The 15,993-nt window shown below is 48.0% G+C and carries 12 protein-coding genes and 3 tRNA genes; 2 read left to right on the forward strand and 13 right to left on the reverse strand.

Going from position 1 to position 15,993, the window contains the following annotated elements; genetic code table 11:
• Positions 1-128: 128 nt before the first annotated feature.
• Positions 129-219, forward strand: a tRNA-Ser gene (locus CWE08_RS09520).
• A 211-nt stretch (positions 220-430) separates the two neighbouring features.
• Here CWE08_RS09520 and CWE08_RS09525 read toward each other — a convergent pair.
• The 4 genes from CWE08_RS09525 to CWE08_RS09545 form a co-directional block, all read right to left on the reverse strand.
• On the reverse strand, positions 431-2,071 hold the full coding sequence (locus tag CWE08_RS09525) for a hypothetical protein (RefSeq protein WP_126767802.1): 1,641 nt from the start codon (positions 2,069-2,071) through the stop codon (positions 431-433).
• Positions 2,072-2,354: 283 nt separating this feature from the next.
• Positions 2,355-3,986 carry a hypothetical protein gene (locus CWE08_RS09530; RefSeq protein WP_126767803.1) on the reverse strand — a complete coding sequence of 544 codons (1,632 nt, stop codon included), beginning with the start codon at positions 3,984-3,986 and terminating at the stop codon, positions 2,355-2,357.
• A gap of 545 nt (positions 3,987-4,531) precedes the next feature.
• Positions 4,532-6,847: a YjbH domain-containing protein gene (locus CWE08_RS09535; RefSeq protein WP_241973877.1), complete on the reverse strand. Its 2,316-nt coding sequence runs from the start codon at positions 6,845-6,847 to the stop codon at positions 4,532-4,534.
• Positions 6,848-7,081: 234 nt separating this feature from the next.
• Complete coding sequence (locus CWE08_RS09545) at positions 7,082-8,479, reverse strand: SLC13 family permease (RefSeq protein ID WP_126767805.1); 1,398 nt, start codon at positions 8,477-8,479, stop codon at positions 7,082-7,084.
• 156 nt (positions 8,480-8,635) lie between these two features.
• Here CWE08_RS09545 and CWE08_RS09550 point away from each other — a divergent pair, with 156 nt between their 5' ends.
• Positions 8,636-8,764, forward strand: a complete 129-nt coding sequence (locus tag CWE08_RS09550) for a DUF3149 domain-containing protein (protein ID WP_126767807.1) — start codon at positions 8,636-8,638, stop codon at positions 8,762-8,764.
• On the opposite strand, the gene CWE08_RS09555 is transcribed toward CWE08_RS09550, so the two are convergent.
• From CWE08_RS09555 to tolR, 9 genes are all read right to left on the reverse strand, one after another.
• Positions 8,761-9,696, reverse strand: a complete 936-nt coding sequence (locus tag CWE08_RS09555; protein ID WP_126767808.1) for an NAD-dependent epimerase/dehydratase family protein — start codon at positions 9,694-9,696, stop codon at positions 8,761-8,763. The two genes, CWE08_RS09550 and CWE08_RS09555, sit on opposite strands and share 4 nt — an antisense overlap.
• 149 nt (positions 9,697-9,845) lie before the next feature.
• Positions 9,846-10,889, reverse strand: a complete 1,044-nt coding sequence (gene nadA / locus CWE08_RS09560; RefSeq protein WP_126767810.1) for a quinolinate synthase NadA — start codon at positions 10,887-10,889, stop codon at positions 9,846-9,848.
• A 296-nt stretch (positions 10,890-11,185) separates the two neighbouring features.
• Positions 11,186-11,261: transfer RNA gene (locus CWE08_RS09565), tRNA-Lys, on the reverse strand.
• A gap of 33 nt (positions 11,262-11,294) precedes the next feature.
• Positions 11,295-11,370: transfer RNA gene (locus tag CWE08_RS09570), tRNA-Lys, on the reverse strand.
• A 226-nt stretch (positions 11,371-11,596) separates the two neighbouring features.
• Positions 11,597-12,439 (reverse strand): tol-pal system protein YbgF, encoded by an 843-nt coding sequence (gene ybgF / locus CWE08_RS09575; protein ID WP_126767811.1) that lies wholly within the window; start codon positions 12,437-12,439, stop codon positions 11,597-11,599.
• A gap of 144 nt (positions 12,440-12,583) precedes the next feature.
• The gene (gene pal, locus CWE08_RS09580) at positions 12,584-13,129 is read right to left on the reverse strand and encodes a peptidoglycan-associated lipoprotein Pal (RefSeq protein WP_126767813.1); all 546 of its coding nucleotides are present in this window, start codon (positions 13,127-13,129) and stop codon (positions 12,584-12,586) included.
• A gap of 60 nt (positions 13,130-13,189) precedes the next feature.
• Positions 13,190-14,554, reverse strand: coding sequence for a Tol-Pal system beta propeller repeat protein TolB (gene tolB, locus CWE08_RS09585; protein ID WP_126767814.1), 1,365 nt, complete (start codon positions 14,552-14,554; stop codon positions 13,190-13,192).
• Positions 14,555-14,565: 11 nt separating this feature from the next.
• Complete coding sequence (gene tolA / locus CWE08_RS09590; RefSeq protein WP_126767816.1) at positions 14,566-15,558, reverse strand: cell envelope integrity protein TolA; 993 nt, start codon at positions 15,556-15,558, stop codon at positions 14,566-14,568.
• A gap of 4 nt (positions 15,559-15,562) precedes the next feature.
• Positions 15,563-15,991 carry a protein TolR gene (tolR, locus tag CWE08_RS09595; RefSeq protein ID WP_126767817.1) on the reverse strand — a complete coding sequence of 143 codons (429 nt, stop codon included), beginning with the start codon at positions 15,989-15,991 and terminating at the stop codon, positions 15,563-15,565.
• Positions 15,992-15,993: the final 2 nt, after the last annotated feature.

Here is a 15,993-nt window from a genome sequence, read left to right on the forward strand (position 1 = left end):
TGTATATCAATAAAGTGTAAGTAAATGTAAACAAGCGCTTAAATTGTGTGCTTGCAACAGAGCGTGTTGTGAAAATTTATAGTTTCTCTTGATTCCTAAGCCCGAATTCCATAACATACGCGCCTTACGGAGAGGTGGCCGAGCGGCTGAAGGCGCACGCCTGGAAAGTGTGTATACGGTAACCCCGTATCGAGGGTTCGAATCCCTCTCTCTCCGCCAGATACGAAAGAATCGCCCTTGTGGCGATTTTTTTGTATCTGGCGGAGAGAGAGGATTTGGTGAGAACCCTTCGTTCGACAAAACGGCAGGATGGCCGTTTTGGACGCGCGAGCATCGCGAGTGCGCCCGCAGGGCGAAGGGCCATGGATGGCCCAATAAAAAACCTCCGTTCGGAGGCTTTTTTATTGTTTAACTCAAGTTATGCGAGGTATTAACCGCCGCCAGTACCTGTGCCTGTCACTGTAGGACAAGTAATGTTGAACTCGATCGTTTCATCTTCACCATCTGGCGTGATGGTTTGTGTAAATGGTGCTACGCCTTCTAAGCGAGGATTAACACTCACTGTGTACGAATCAGTATCGGCATTCAAACCAACTAATTGGTACGAGCCTACTTCACCAGAGACACCACGCGCTGTTGCACGGATAGAGCCTGAGCCCGTTTCGCGATACTTAACTTCAGCGTTTGCAACGTTAGTACGCACGTCATCATCGTTTGAACATACGGCGGTTACCGTAACCGCTTCATCAAAAGTAGTCGCTAGTGGGTTAACTAGCCGCGCATTCAACGTACCACCACAAATCTGCACCAAGCCGTCACTTTCATACCAAATACCACCTAACGGGTCTATAACGCTTACCTCTGCTTGTCCCGTTGCTGAAACACCAGCTCTCTGCAGTTGAATACTCGGTATAGTAAAGCTTGTAAACGGGCGTGGCAAGCGCTGTGCAGTATTTCCAGTTGAAGATTTAAAAAGAACATAACCTCCTATTCCACCAGTATCACCCGAGTTGTTTGCAAGGAATGCACTAGTACATACTGCACTTGATGCTGTTGCTGAAAATAACGTCAAGTGGTCGGTTTCAAATGAAGCGGTGTAGGCTGTACCTGCACCGTTAAGCGCACCAACTACTGCATTGGTATCTTCAATAGCCCATTCGCCAGTTTCTTCATCAAATGATGATAACTGGAACTCGTCGCCGGTTTCAATTGGGTCAACACCATTTGGCCCTAGGGTAGATGCCGGTAAGCGCATGCTTACGTTGATCGGATTACTAAAGCTCTTAATGTTGGTGCCTTCGTTATCACGCATGGTGACATCTACGACGCCCACTGGTACCGCAACCTGACCATCCACACCTGAACTCAAACCATCTGGAATAGCAGAGCCGGAACTATTGGATTGTGGGTTAATAGCGCCCACATTCAAGGTTACCGAAGTACCTGTCACTGCGTTACCTGCTGAATCACGTAGTTGCGTGCCCGCAGGAACGGTAGCTTCAGCACCTGCATTCGCAGAATCGGCTGTTGCTGTAATGGCAGCACCTGTTGTGGCATCTGTCACGTCGTCTTCAGCTGAATCAACGGCCACATCATCGCCTGCTTGAGCAACAAGTGTTAGCAATGATTCGATTTCGGCTTCACCACTGGTAAAGTCAATATTAAATGCTTTCGGGAAGTAACCATCAGCTGTTACCAACAAGCGCACTACGTCAGGGCTTGCGCCATCACGTAAGGTAAAGCTGAAGCTGCCTTCTTCAACGGTGATTTGAGTTACTGGTTCACCGTTTACAGTCGCTACGCTGTCGGAAGCGGCACCATTTTCACGGAAGCTAACAGTGGCTGATTCCAACACATTCAATGTGCCTGCATCAACGATGTTACCATTCACAACAACGGCTAAAGCTTCTGGTTGCTCTGGCGCTACAACAACTGGATCAGTTGGCTCAGTTGGGCCGCCACCATCACCGCCGCCGTCAGTTCTTGGATTTGGGCTACCACTAAAGCACCCGGTTAAAGCGAGTGAAAGTGCTGCGAGTAACGCGGCATGTTTTAATTTTGTTGTAATCATGGGTTAACCTTTATGAGTAGCTAAATAAGCGCGCTCGGTTTATTAAACCCTAACGCTATGGGATAATCTAGATGTTAAATTTTATGATTTGTGGATTAGTCTACCGCAACATTGAATTCAATGTTACTTTTTAACCCAAAAATTTACATATTTACAATTTCCGAGTTATGGTTTATTGCTTATAAGCACCCACTTCCTTTATATATTTATAAAATTCCATCACCCATAAAAAAGCCTCCAATTTGGAGGCTTTCACTAATATCAACTCAAGTTGTGCGAGGTATTAACCGCCGCCAGTACCTGTGCCTGTCACTGTAGGACAAGTAATGTTGAACTCGATAGTTTCATCTTCACCATCTGGCGTGATGGTTTGTGTGAATGGTGCTACGCCTTCTAAGCGAGGATTAACACTCACTGTGTACGAATCAGCATCGGCGTTCAAATCAACGAGTTGATACGAGCCTGCTTCACCAGAAACACCGCGTGCTGTTGCACGGATAGAGCCTGAGCCCGTTTCACGATACTTAACTTCAGCGTTCGCAATGTTCGTGCGCACTTCATCATCGTTAGAACATACGGCGGTTACCGTAACCGCTTCTTCAACAGTGCTGGCTACAGGGTTTTCTAGTGTCAAATTCAAAGTATTACCACAAATTGAAACCAAACCATCAGAAGAACCCCATGCGTTACCAGCTGGCCCTATTATACTCACCTCGGCCTCCGCATTAGCGGCAATGCCCCATCTCGACATGAACGATTGATCTAACGTAACTGTTGTACCATTGAAGTAATAAGTAAACCCTCTACTTGTAGACTGCAGACTTAAACCATAAAGCCCAGGTACATCGCCACTAAGATTGAGGGTGAACGTACTAGTACAAACCGCTGGATTGGTTGCCGCTGCGAAAAGCGTTAAGTGATCGGTTTCAAACGAAGCAGTGTAAGCTGTGCCTGCGCCATTAAGCGCACCAACTACGGCATTAGTATCTTCGATAGCCCACTCACCTGTTTCTTCATCAAATGATGATAATTGAAACTCATCGCCCGTTTCGATTGGGTCAACACCATTTGGCCCTAGGGTAGTTGTCGGTAAGCGTAGGCTTACGTTAATTGGGTTGCTGAAGCTCTTGATGTTGGTGCCTAGGTTATCACGCATGGTGACATCCACTACGCCAACTGGCACCGCAACCTGACCATCCACACCTGAACTCAAACCATCTGGAATGGCAGAGCCGGAAGTATTGGATTGTGGGTTGATAGCGCCCACATTCAAGGTTACCGAAGTACCTGTCACTGCGTTACCTGCTGAATCACGTAGTTGCGTGCCCGCAGGAACCGTAGCTTCACCACCTGCATTGGCGGAATCAGCTGTTGCTGTAATCGCCGCTGCCGTTGTGGCATCTGCTACATCATCTTCCGCTGAATCAACGGCCACATCGTCGCCTGCTTGGGCAACAAGTGTTAGCAATGATTCGATTTCCGCTTCACCACTGGTAAAGTCAATATTAAATGCTTTCGGGAAGTAACCATCAGCTGTTACCAACAGGCGCACTACGTCAGGGCTTGCGCCATCACGTAAGGTAAAGCTGAAGCTGCCTTCTTCAACGGTGATTTGAGTTACTGGTTCACCGTTTACAGTCGCTACGCTGTCGGAAGCGGCACCATCTTCACGGAACGCAATAGTGGCTGATTCCAACACATTCAATGTGCCTGCATCAACGATGTTACCGTTCACAACAACGGCTAACGCTTCTGGTTGCTCTGGCGCTACAACAACTGGATCAGTTGGCTGGGTTGGGCCGCCACCATCACCGCCGCCGTCAGTTCTTGGATTTGGGCTACCACTAAAGCACCCGGTTAAAGCGAGTGAAAGTGCTGCGAGTAACGCGGCATGTTTTAATTTTGTTGTAATCATGAGTTGACCTTACTATTTACCGATTGAGTGATTATGATTCTTTGAACATCATTGTTCATTTATTTATTTCGCAAATTGTGTTCTTTTTATTTGGCAAATTGTGTTCTTTTTTGCATTCTGGCTTGCGTTAGGGCTTGCGTGAGTTTTTCGCACTGACCAATGTTATTGGCATTTTGCTCTTCGCTGTAAGCACCTCGCTATACGCCCTTCGCATTGCTCTTCGCTCTAAGCCTTGATTCTCGGCTCTTCGCCCTAAGCCCTTCGCCTTTGTAAACGCTGGCCCTTACGCGCCGAAAAACTAACGCTGCTAATTCACCACCGCAAATTCACCATCGCCAACTAAAAACATTCGCATCTAGTATTCCGTTACCCATTGATTACTACAATTTGAGCACTTGAAGATACCAGCAAAGCTTTATTCTTTTTTACTCTCTTTAATATAGTTACATAAATGGTAGAAGTCCACTCTGTACCCATATATTTTCTAACCTTTACGCTACATTTTACGCATTGTCATTTAGCATATTACTTTTGAATTATTTCAATTAGTTAACACCACCACGATAAGTTAAATAAACTTCACGCAAACGATACAGATTATTTTGCACGTAAAGTGGCGATAACCGGCCTTGGTTAAAGAATGTGGTTTCCAAATCTTGTGGCGTACTGTGTTGCAATGCCCGGCCGATAGTTATGTCGTTGGTATCTTCACCAATGCGCGTTCCGATCGCATGGCGCCAAGCACTGTTGCCCTTAACTTGGCCATAACGAGTTGACCGGAAATCTTTTCGTGGTGATAGCGGAATGCTAAAGCCTATGCCGGCTACATCAACATCGGTTGATTGTACGAATAGCACAACATAGCTATCACCAAACCAGAATCGTGTTTCCGCTTTTGCACCTTCATCACCATAGAAGAAGCGGCCGGCAGTAGCGTGGAAACTGATATCTTTCTCAACCCAATTGTAGCGGTATGAAGCCGTTGAGTACTCGGTCCAAAGATCAAAATCGGTATACTCGAAGTATGCGTATTCGGCACCGAGATGGTGGCGGCCGTTGCGGCTTTGCCACATAAATTCATGTTTTACACCAACGAAATCATTAAATTCGCGGAAGAAACCAACGTGTCCCATGTAGTAGATGCCATAAGGCAGCTCCAGTGCTTGATATAACGTGGCGTGGGTAAGGCCATCACGCTGCACAAAGCGTGCAAAGGAACTCCCACGATCGTAATCATCCGTATTCGTTAAGTGGGCCTGCCCGCTTACACTCAAACCACCACCACGCCACATAGGCACTTGCACATTTGCATCTAATGCCAAGGAATAATCAAGGACACCTAATTCAGTGGCTACACGGCTAGAAAGATTCGGCCCGACAGTAAGGCGCGGTTTAAAATAGGGTGAATTGGCACCCGCCATGCCCGGCCATGCAATGCCACTCACTGGCGCCATGCGCCCACGCTGAACACTTAAATTAGGTTCAGCTTCGCCATTAATGAAACTACGATAATTTCCTACATCGCCAGTGATCGCGAGCATAGGTAGCCCATTGGTAACCAGTTGAACACTGAATTTTGCGCCCATTTCATAAACATGCTCACTGATGCGCCCCATCACCATGCCTAGTGCATCAATATCGTTGCGATTAAAAACATGGTTCTCAAATTCAACCACAATATGTGGTGTTTGATTGAAACCTACGCTCACACCTTCAAATCCATCGTTTAGCAAAGCCGAACGCAAACTCTGTGTTTGCGCAAAAAGCGCATTGCGATAATCTATGTTTTTATGAATATTCAGCTCTTCCCGTGCGGTGCTTTCATCACTAGCGCCTGGTACTTCTGGTGCATAGCTTGTTGTACTGCCGCGTTGCTGTGTTCTCGCAATGCTGGGAGTGGCTTCACTATCACTCGTTTGCGCGTTACCGCTCGATGCTCTTGAGGTATCGCTCAGTGCAGCAATAGCACTGGCGTTGTTTGCAGCGGAATTCTGATCCGAGGAGGCGGTGCCAGAGGAAGCAGTGCCAGACACCACTCTTTCTGCCACCATCTCTTCTACCGGCAGTGGCGTTTCTGCCGCAGCCGCTGTGGTTTCAGAATACGGGTTTAAGCCCCGCGCTTGGCGTGAAAATGGGACATTGATGTTAATACCCCAGAAGATTTCATCTTCAGCAATATCCGTGCTGCTAGAGAAACGGCTGGTTAAGGTAACGCTGGCTAAATCAAACAGCCAGCGCTCCGGAATGGTTAATCGAGCACCGGCATTCACCGCTTCGGCATCGTGCTCAACTTGCAGCGCAAACCAATCCCACGGCAGCCATTCAACACCAGCAAAGGCACCGTTCATTTGACCATGGGGCCGATCGTTGCTGCCTATACCGGCAGAAAAGCGGAAATCGCCCCAACTTTTTGAGGCCGCAGCATAATAGGTTTCGTAGTTATTTGCAGCGCCACCGATATCTTTTGCACCTACCGCCACTGAAAACCAATTCTGCGGAATCAATGGTAGTTGGTACTTGAAATTAAAGGATAAATCACGCTTTTGTGGCCGCGGAATATTCCGAGAAAACAAATTGTCGTTCATGGTGTTCGAAGCTACCATGCCGCTGATTTCTAAACCCTCGTAAATCCCTGCTGTTAAAACGAAGTTGTGGCCATCAATGTACTGCTGACCACGAAAATCGAGCTGATTATTGTAACCGAAATCGAAGTAGCCACGGGGTAACACTTCCGCATTAGGCGTGTGGAACAAGCCGGTGTACCCAACAAAAGAACGGTAGGTTTTTAATTCATCTTCCGCTATTGCTGGGAAACTAACGATTAAAGCGCCGCCAACCGCGATCAGTTTCAGCTTAGACATATTCCGTGGCCCGATTATTATTAGAAAGGTTTTGTTAATGCGATGTTATGCCGTTTAACTTTTGCGGTAATCCTATTGCAAACAGGCCGCGAAAACAAGCGATATTTATTTACGTTAAACGCCCAGGTTATTATTTTTCCTCGCCATATTAGGCTAGCAAAACTCATGGTTTTACACTCTTAAAAGCGTTTGAAGGGCAAAGGCTTACGGCTGATTAGCTTTTGCTTTAAGTTGCTACCAAACAAACACCATCACCACCAAGGTGGTTATCAACGCTAGTGCAATATTCAGCACAAAACCTTCTCGACTCATTTCTTTGATAGTTACTTTTTGTGAAGCAAATACAATAGAGTTTGGCGGGGTAGCCACCGGCAAACAGAATGCACAACTACAGGCAATAGCGGCTGGTATCATAAGCACTTCGATGGGTAAATCGATGGCAATAGCCGTTGCTGCTAAAATGGGCATTAGTAGCGTAGCTGTAGCTGTGTTCGATGTTACTTCGGTTAAAAATGAAACGCTTAAGGTTAACAGCAATACGAACAACCAAATGGGCATGCCACCGAAATTCCCCAGTGCGCTACCAATGATATCGCCCAAGCCACTTTGCATAATGCCGGCCGCTAGGCAAATACCACCCGCGAATAGTAGTAAGATACCCCAAGGAATATCCACCGCCTGCTCCCAAGTAAGTAAACGCCCTTCACGGCCATTACTCACCATAAACATGGCAACTACGCCGGCGAGAGCCACGGTGGAATCACCCACTAACGGTGTGCCTACTAGCGCTGTCCAACCGCCGAAAGGTTCGGTGCGAAACACCCAGAGAAAAATTACGGTACCAAACACGATGAGAACCCGTTTTTCATACACACTAATACGCCCAAGCTTTGGTAATTCTAGAGGCACATTCAACGTAAGGCCGCGGGTGAGCCAAAGGCCGATTACCGGCAGGCCCAACGCAACCATAGGGATACCAATGCTCATCCAGCGGGCGAAACCGAATGATTCACCAGATATTTGCTCGTATATTGAGGCGAAAATGAGGTTAGGTGGTGTTCCAATTAACGTAGCGACGCCGCCTAATGATGCTGAATACGCTAACCCCAGCAACAATGCCCGTTGAAAGCGGTGATCTTCACTTGCTTCAGCGAGGGCTAGGGCTACGGGTAACAGGGCAAGTACCGCTGCGGTGTTGGATATCCACATGGAAAGCAGTGCAGCTGCCAACATAAACGAGAGTACTAAGCGGCGGCCATCGGAAGCGCCTACAAGCGACACTAAATTGAGCGCCATGCGCCGATGCACCCCGCTTGCTTCCACCGCTTTGGCAAGCATGAAGGCACCCATGAAGAGAATAATAACTGGATCGCCCAACGCTCGGCTTGATTCTTGAAAGCTAATAATGCCGCCCAAGGGCAACAAAATAAATGGCAATAATGAAGTTACCGGTAAGGGTAGCGCTTCGGTAATCCACCACCACGCTACCCACACCACCACGGCTAGTGTCCATGCTGCGGGTGCAGGCATACCTGAGAGTGTTACCGCTGCGAGAACAATTGCAGCGATTACCGGGCCGAGCACAATATGGCTTGGCGCTACTCGCCACTTTTTTACCGATTCATTCGCCATGAGCTTCCCTAATCTTTTGTTATCTTGGCGCTATTTTGAATTAGTTTAACCATTATAAAAAGGAAAAGCATCGAGCTAATTATTGATCTGTATCAGCAAATGCGTTGGCAGAAAATTCTACACTAGGTTCATAGCAAAAAGCGGAGGGCCATTGCCATGAACTTACTACAAGCATTTTTCCAAGATCCCGTTATTTTCTTCTCATTTACTGGCCTTGCCATTGTGCTGGGTATTTGTATTTTTTATGCCGTGTATTTTATTTATAAAGTGAACAAGGACGCTTAATCGCTGAGTGGTTGCCAACCCGTTGCGCGCAAGCGTTTGTTGCTCAGGCGCTTGTTGCCGCGCGCTCCTACTTCATTGCTTTTCGGTAAGTTAGCAATTACCTGCTCGGCATCTAGCTCTAGCTGGTTCGCGATGTGGCGTACATAATCTTCGCCAAACAACGGCTGATTCTCGCAAGCAATATACACCTCATCAAGCTCAGCGCCCATAAAGTGTTCCAGCGCTAAATGCTCAAGCGCTCCCGCTAAATCATCGGCATGAATGCGGTTATGCCATACTGGCGTAATGGTGTAACTGCCTTCTTGAATAGCGCGATACATGCGCTCACGCCCTGGCCCATAAATGCCGGCGGCCCGCACGATAGCTAACTTGGCCTGTTTTTCTGCAAGGCCATTCATTAATGTGGCTTCTGCTAGCAATAGCTGCTCACCGGTGCTCGAGCTCGGCTCGGCAGGTGTGGTTTCATCAACCCATTCGCCGCCGCGCTGGCCATAAACACTGGTGCTCGATACGTAAAGAACCAGGGTATCACTGGAACTTGGAAGCTCTGCTACTAAATGCTGCATAGGCAACACATAGCCTTGATGATAACCGACAGTGCTATACTCGGAAGGAGTGAGCGTTACCACAATCAAATCCCATGATGAGCGCATCAGCTCTTTCCACGTAGCGGCTTCTTGCACATCACCACTTTGCACAGTAACTCCCTCTATAACGGGTGCTGCCGTTGCCCGCCGGCGCACGCCGGTAACCGCAAAGCCAATTTCTTGCAACATGGGTGCAAGGCGCTGGGCAATATCCCCATAGCCTATAAGTAGCGCTTGCGGCTCCTCATCGTGTTCGCTGATTTCGCCGTGTTCATGGCCGCACTGGCTATCGTGCTCATGTTCATGTTCATCGCGCCGATGTTCATGGTGCTTGTGGTCTATCATTTTCTACCTCTTACAAAAAGAGCCGAGATATTCTCAGCTCTTTGTTTATGCCTGTTTACTCGCGCTTGTTTGCTCGTAAGTGTGGGCTCATGTTAGTTCATACGTGGTCGCTCGAGCACTAGCTTGCATAGATTTGCTCACACTTGCTGTTATGTTCGCAATGAGCGAGCAAAATCTAGCATTCGATTCAAAGGCTGCATAGCGCGTTCACCTAATGCTTTATCAACATGAATTTCATGCATTGCACCACCCTTTTCTAATGCTTGCTCAATCGCTGCTAGGCCGTTCATAGCCATCCAGGGGCAATGAGCACAGCTGCGGCACGTGGCGCCTTCGCCGCCCGTGGGCGCTTCAATAAACACCTTTTCTGGAGAGAGCTGCTGCATTTTGTAAAAAATACCTTTATCAGTAGCCACAATAAAGCGTTTGTTCGGCAGCTCTTGGCTTGCCTTAATCAGCTGGGAAGTAGAGCCCACCGCATCGGCTAGCTCAACAATGGCATCTGGTGATTCGGGGTGCACCAAAATCGCAGCATCTGGGTATTGTTGCTTCAACTGACGCAGCGAATTGGCCTTAAACTCATCGTGAACGATACAAGCGCCTTGCCATAGCACCATATCGGCGCCGGTTTTCTTGGCTAAGTACCCGCCTAAATGGCGATCTGGCGCCCATAATATTTGCTCGCCCGCGCTATCGAGATGCTCGATCAAATCAACCGCAATGGAGGATGTAACCACCCAATCGGCACGCGCTTTTACCGCGGCCGAGGTGTTAGCGTAAACCACTACGGTGTGATCAGGGTATTCATCGCAAAATGCTGAAAACTCTTCGATGGGGCACCCTAAATCTAGCGAACAAGTGGCCTCTAGAGTTGGCATGAGCACGGTTTTTTCTGGCGTTAAAATCTTGGCCGTTTCGCCCATAAAGCGAACGCCCGCTACTATTAAGGTATCAGCGGGGTGCTCAGAGCCAAAACGCGCCATTTCTAAGGAATCAGCCACACAACCACCGGTTTCTTCGGCTAAGGCCTGAATTTCAGGATCGGTATAATAGTGAGCTACCAATACCGCATTTTTGGCTTTTAATAAGGCTTTAATGCGCTCGCGATGCGCCTGTTTATCAGCAGCACTGAGTGGTTTTGGCTTTGCCGGCCAATCAAATTCCAACGGCGCTAATACTTGTGCTTGGGACATATCTCTTCCATTTTAAGTGCAGTACCACATCAGGCTAAACATTAACTGAGCCGATGTGCTTTCACGTTCATCGCATTCTTCACGTTCTTCACGTTCTTCACATAAGTACGATGTGTATAGTATAACCGATGCACCGGTTTTGTTCACGATACTGCTATAAATTTGGTTAGGTATTGTTTGGTTGTTCGTTTGGTTTTTAGTTACCACGCACATGATTACTTTGCTCGTAACATTGGAGCGCAAGCGGTAAACATATTAACTACGCTGAAGCAAGCTGAGGAGATCACGATAAAAGATGGTGGGTCGTGCAGGATTCGAACCTGCGACCAATTGATTAAAAGTCAACTGCTCTACCAACTGAGCTAACGACCCATCTGAGGTGTTCGGGGTGAAACGTTTGAAAAGTGGTGGGTCGTGCAGGATTCGAACCTGCGACCAATTGATTAAAAGTCAACTGCTCTACCAACTGAGCTAACGACCCACTTGCAAACTTTCTATCGCGAGGATTTTATCACGAAAGCGTTATTCAAAGCGAAATATAAAGAACTTATACTTTGCTGTGGCAACGGCGGCATAGTTTACTGAAATATTGCTGTGATGCAAGAAAGAATCGGCCGTTAATTTGCATTTTTTTGCTTTTAACGGCCCTTTCGTTCGATTTCTAATCGAAACCGCAATTTTCTAACTTTTCTTTAACTTTCCGTTGATTACAAATTCTCCAGCTGACGCCCGGCCATTTCCGCTTCAGTGGAATTACTATATTCTGAACGCACTTGGTTAAAGAAACGTTGTGCTTCGCTGCGGTTATTTTCCGTAGCGGCAATCATGCCGAGCTTTAATAAACAATCGGCACGTTTATTTGAATCAGGGAAATCGCGTACTACCGTGCTGAAATGTACTTTTGCTTCGCTATAACTTTCTTGGGCATAAAACAGTTGCCCAAGCCAGTAGTGAGCATTGCTCGTGTATGAAGAGCCCGGGTAGTTTTCTAAAAAGGCTTGGAATTGCGGAATCGCACGTTCGTACTGGCGCTCCTGTAAAACGAGGGCAACGGCTCGATCGTAAGCTACGTTCTCGCTTTCGTTTTCGGAAAAGCTTACGCCCGATGTGGGTAAAACTGGCGCTGCTGTTTCGTTAGATTGCCGGAGCTGTTGAGAGAGGCGATCTAGCTCTTGGTAGATATCGCGTTGGCGTTGCAGCATTTGCTCAAGCTGATAGGTGTGTTCTTCTGTAACACCACGAAGTTCGCTTAGTTCCCGCTGTAAACGGCCGATTTGCTCAAGCATTTCGGCTTGGCCTTGGCTGCGCCCTGCAAGCATACGTTCTAATCGATCCAAGCGCTGCGGTACGGTTTCATTACGTTGAATCGCTGTTTCATTACTCTGCTGTGCATTTGCTGCACTAACTACCGGCGCGCCTTGCGCATGAGCGGCAGAGCCAAAAAGTATATTGGCCACACTAGCAGGGCTTAAGCTCACGGTTCCGCTACTCACGGCGGCAGAAGCAAGTGAAACAAAACCAAGGGTGATTACAAAGCTTGAAACTTTCATTCGCGTACCTTTTTTGGCCGTTACTTTAAGGAGCACCGGTGGGCTTCACACCCACCGGGTTTCTTCAAACCAGCTGTTCCTAAGGCTAAGTACTAAACTCAGGCCTTAGCGAACTAACTTTATTTACGAGCTTAACAAAAAAGCTTAGTAAACTAGCACTGCACGGCGGTTTTGCGACCATGCACGCTCACTGCTGCCACGTGCTAACGGCTTTTCTTCACCGAAAGATACCACTTCGATTTGTGAAGAAAGCACACCTAAGTTGCGTAGGTAAGTTGCTACCGAGTTACCGCGGCGCTCACCTAGGGCAATGTTGTACTCTGGCGTGCCACGCTCATCAGTGTGGCCTTCAATCACTACCGTAACTGATGGATTGCGTGAAAGATAATCAGCATGTGCTGTTAATAATTCAGCGAATTCACTACGTACGGTTGATTCATCGAAATCAAAGTAGATGATGTGCTCTTGGCGCAATTCAGCATAGCGCTCTTGACGCTGTTCTTCTGGCGTTTGCATGCGCTCAGCCGAACCAGTTTCCACGCCACCCCGAGTTCCATCTGTGGTTTGTTCACTACCGGTAGAGCCAGAAGTTGAACTATCCATATCTTCAGAAGGTGAGCTCGCACAAGCGGCTAATGTGCCGATTGAAATAAGAACTGCCAATGTTTTCAAAAATTTATTTAACTGCATTTTACGACCCTACTCAAAGTTGAAGTGAACCATTAGTATAAAAATATCACGTTTTCTTAATTAGAGAAACGGTGACCACGCCGGCGCTTTAACTTCTCCTTCACGAGAAGGTAAACGCGCACGAAAACGCCCATCCATAGACACCAGTGCTAGCACTTGCTTACCATTGTGCGTAGTACTGTAAATAATCATACTGCCATTTGGCGCTACGCTCGGAGATTCATCCAAGGTAGTTTGCGTAAGCACCTGGAAATTACCATTTGGATACTCTTGCCGGCCAATGTGGAATTGCCCGTTATCACGGTTAACCACCACTAAGCCTCTGCCATCAGGCGTTACCACACCACCTAAATTGGCTTCACCTTCAAAGGTAACCCGACGAACGCGTTTTGTATCTAGATCTACACGATAAATTTGTGCTCTACCGCCACGCTCTGAGGTGAAGGTGAGCGATTTACCGTCCGGTGTCCAGTAAGGTTCAGTATCAATGCGCCAGTGATCCGTTATTTTCTCAATGTTTCGGCTGGCAATATCCATAACGTAAATATCCGGAGCCCCATCTTTCGAGAGCACCATGGCCATTTTCGTACCATCAGGTGACCATGATGGTGAGCCGTTAATACCTGGAAACGAGGTTAATTTCTCGCGTTCCGTAGTATAAATATCTTGCAAGAATATCTCTGGCCGGCCATTTTCGAAACTCACATAAGCTAAACGGTTACCTTCCGGCGACCAACTGGGCGACATTAAAGGTTCTGGTGAGCGCAGCAATACTCGCTCGTTGTAACCATCATAATCACTTACCATCAAGTGATACGGGTTTTCCTGTTCAAAATCTACATAAATATAAGCAATGCGTGTTAGAAAAGCGCCACGTTCACCGGTTAATGCCTCATAAACCACATCAGAAATACGATGGGAATACTGGCGAAATTGGTTTGGCCCGACAACTGAGCTGCGGCCTTCGATAACATGATCATTGCTGTTTACCAGTGCGCCATCCACTAATGCTTGTGCGGTACCACCGGTAATTTGCCCGCGTAGCGGATCAATGAGCTCATAGGTTACCTGATAGCGATTGCCAGAGAGTAAACTCACCTCGCCCACTAACATGGCTTCTACACCAAGCCGAGCCCAAGCCGCGTAATCGGACACATCAAGATCTTTACCGGGCTGCCCTGGCATCTGGCCTTGATCTATCGGGTTAAAGCGGCCGCTGCGGCGTAGATCAGCCATAATAATTTCGGCAAAATTGTAGGGAGCTTCGCCCTCACCTAACCACTGAAACGGCACCACTGCTATTGGCCGCGCACTGTTTTGCCCCTCGGTGATAACGATTTCCAGGGTGCTTTGCGCTGTAGCGTTACTTAATGCTGCAGTTAGCGAAACCCAAACTACTAATAATCCAATCAATACGCGTTTCATTGGCACTCCACTTAATTAAATTGCGGCTCTACTCGCAACCGGAAATTTCGTAATTGTTCGTAAACATCGGCATCGTCTGATATTGGCAGGTTGCCAGCTCTTAGCACCGCAGCCCTTGCCGATTCACACACGGCCCGATCGCCTTCACCTACTTGTACGTTGGTAACAAACCCATCACGAGCAAGGCTAATGTTTAGTACACAGGATTGCCCGCGCATGCTTTGATCTACAATCCAATTTCGCTGCACCGCGGCGCGAATTAACGCTTGATAACGCTCAACTTCTGTAAGTACGCGTTGCTGACGTATTCGGTTTCGCTCCGCTTGTTCGCGCTCTAGACGCTCTTGTATTTGCCGCTCACGCTCGGCACGCTCCCGCGCTGCCGCTTCTTGGGCTCGGCGCTCTTCTTCAAGGCGTTGGCGTTCAGCCGCTGCACGAGCTTCGGCTTCTTGCTGTTGGCGTAATCGCTCGGCAGCTTGTTGCCGTTGTTGTTCAGCCTGTGCAGCTTCTCGCTCTGCTTGTTGCGCTTGTTCTCGTGCTCTAAGTGTTTGTTCTGCCGCTTGCTCGCGCTCTGCGGCTACTTGCCGCGCTCTTTCCTCTTCTCGCCGCCGCTGTTGCTCGGCTTCGCGCGCTCGGCGTTCAAGGTCGGCAATACGTTGTTCTTCAGCGCGCTGCTGCTCTGCCCGTTGCTCTTGAATACGTTGCACCTGCGCTTCTACTTGCGCTTGATCTACCGCAACCGCATTTACTATTTCCTGCGGCGGCGTTTGTTCCTCGTTTACGGCACTTTCTAAGCTTGGTTGTTCCCGCACTTCCGGCAATGTTGGCGTGTATTCCATGCTCATCACAATCGCAGTGCCAAGAATCAAATGCAGCGCACTCGAAATGCCAATGGCGCGCCAAGGCATTGCACCGCCTACCTTCGCCGATTTAGGTGTATGCTCTAGTGATTTAGTTCCCTGCTCGGCACTTTGGCCTTTTTGTTTATCGCTTACATTTGCCATCGGCTTACTCCGGTGGCCGTGTCATTAAGCCTACTTGCGTAGCCCCAGCACGTTGCAACAAAACCATCAGCTGAATCACTTGGTTATAAGCTACTGCGCCATCGCCACGCACAACAACCGGCCGTTCCGGATCAACCACCAGTTCCGCCGCAACTAAGGTAGCTAAATCAACGGCCGACATGGGCTCTTCCGCATTTCCACCTACATTTAGAAAATAGTTACCCTCGCGGTCAACCGAAGCCACTATGGGTGGCCGCGAATCATCGCTAATGGCTTCTGATTGCGCTTGTGGCAAATCCACTTCAACGCCCTGAGTAATAAGCGGTGCGGTAACCATAAAGATAATCAATAGCACCAACATAACATCAATGTAGGGCACTACATTAATCTCTGAAACAGGTTTTCGCCGTTTACGCGGAACAAAGGCTTCCATAA

This window comes from Aliidiomarina iranensis, assembly GCF_003987135.1.
GTDB classification, from domain to species: domain Bacteria; phylum Pseudomonadota; class Gammaproteobacteria; order Enterobacterales; family Alteromonadaceae; genus Aliidiomarina; species Aliidiomarina iranensis.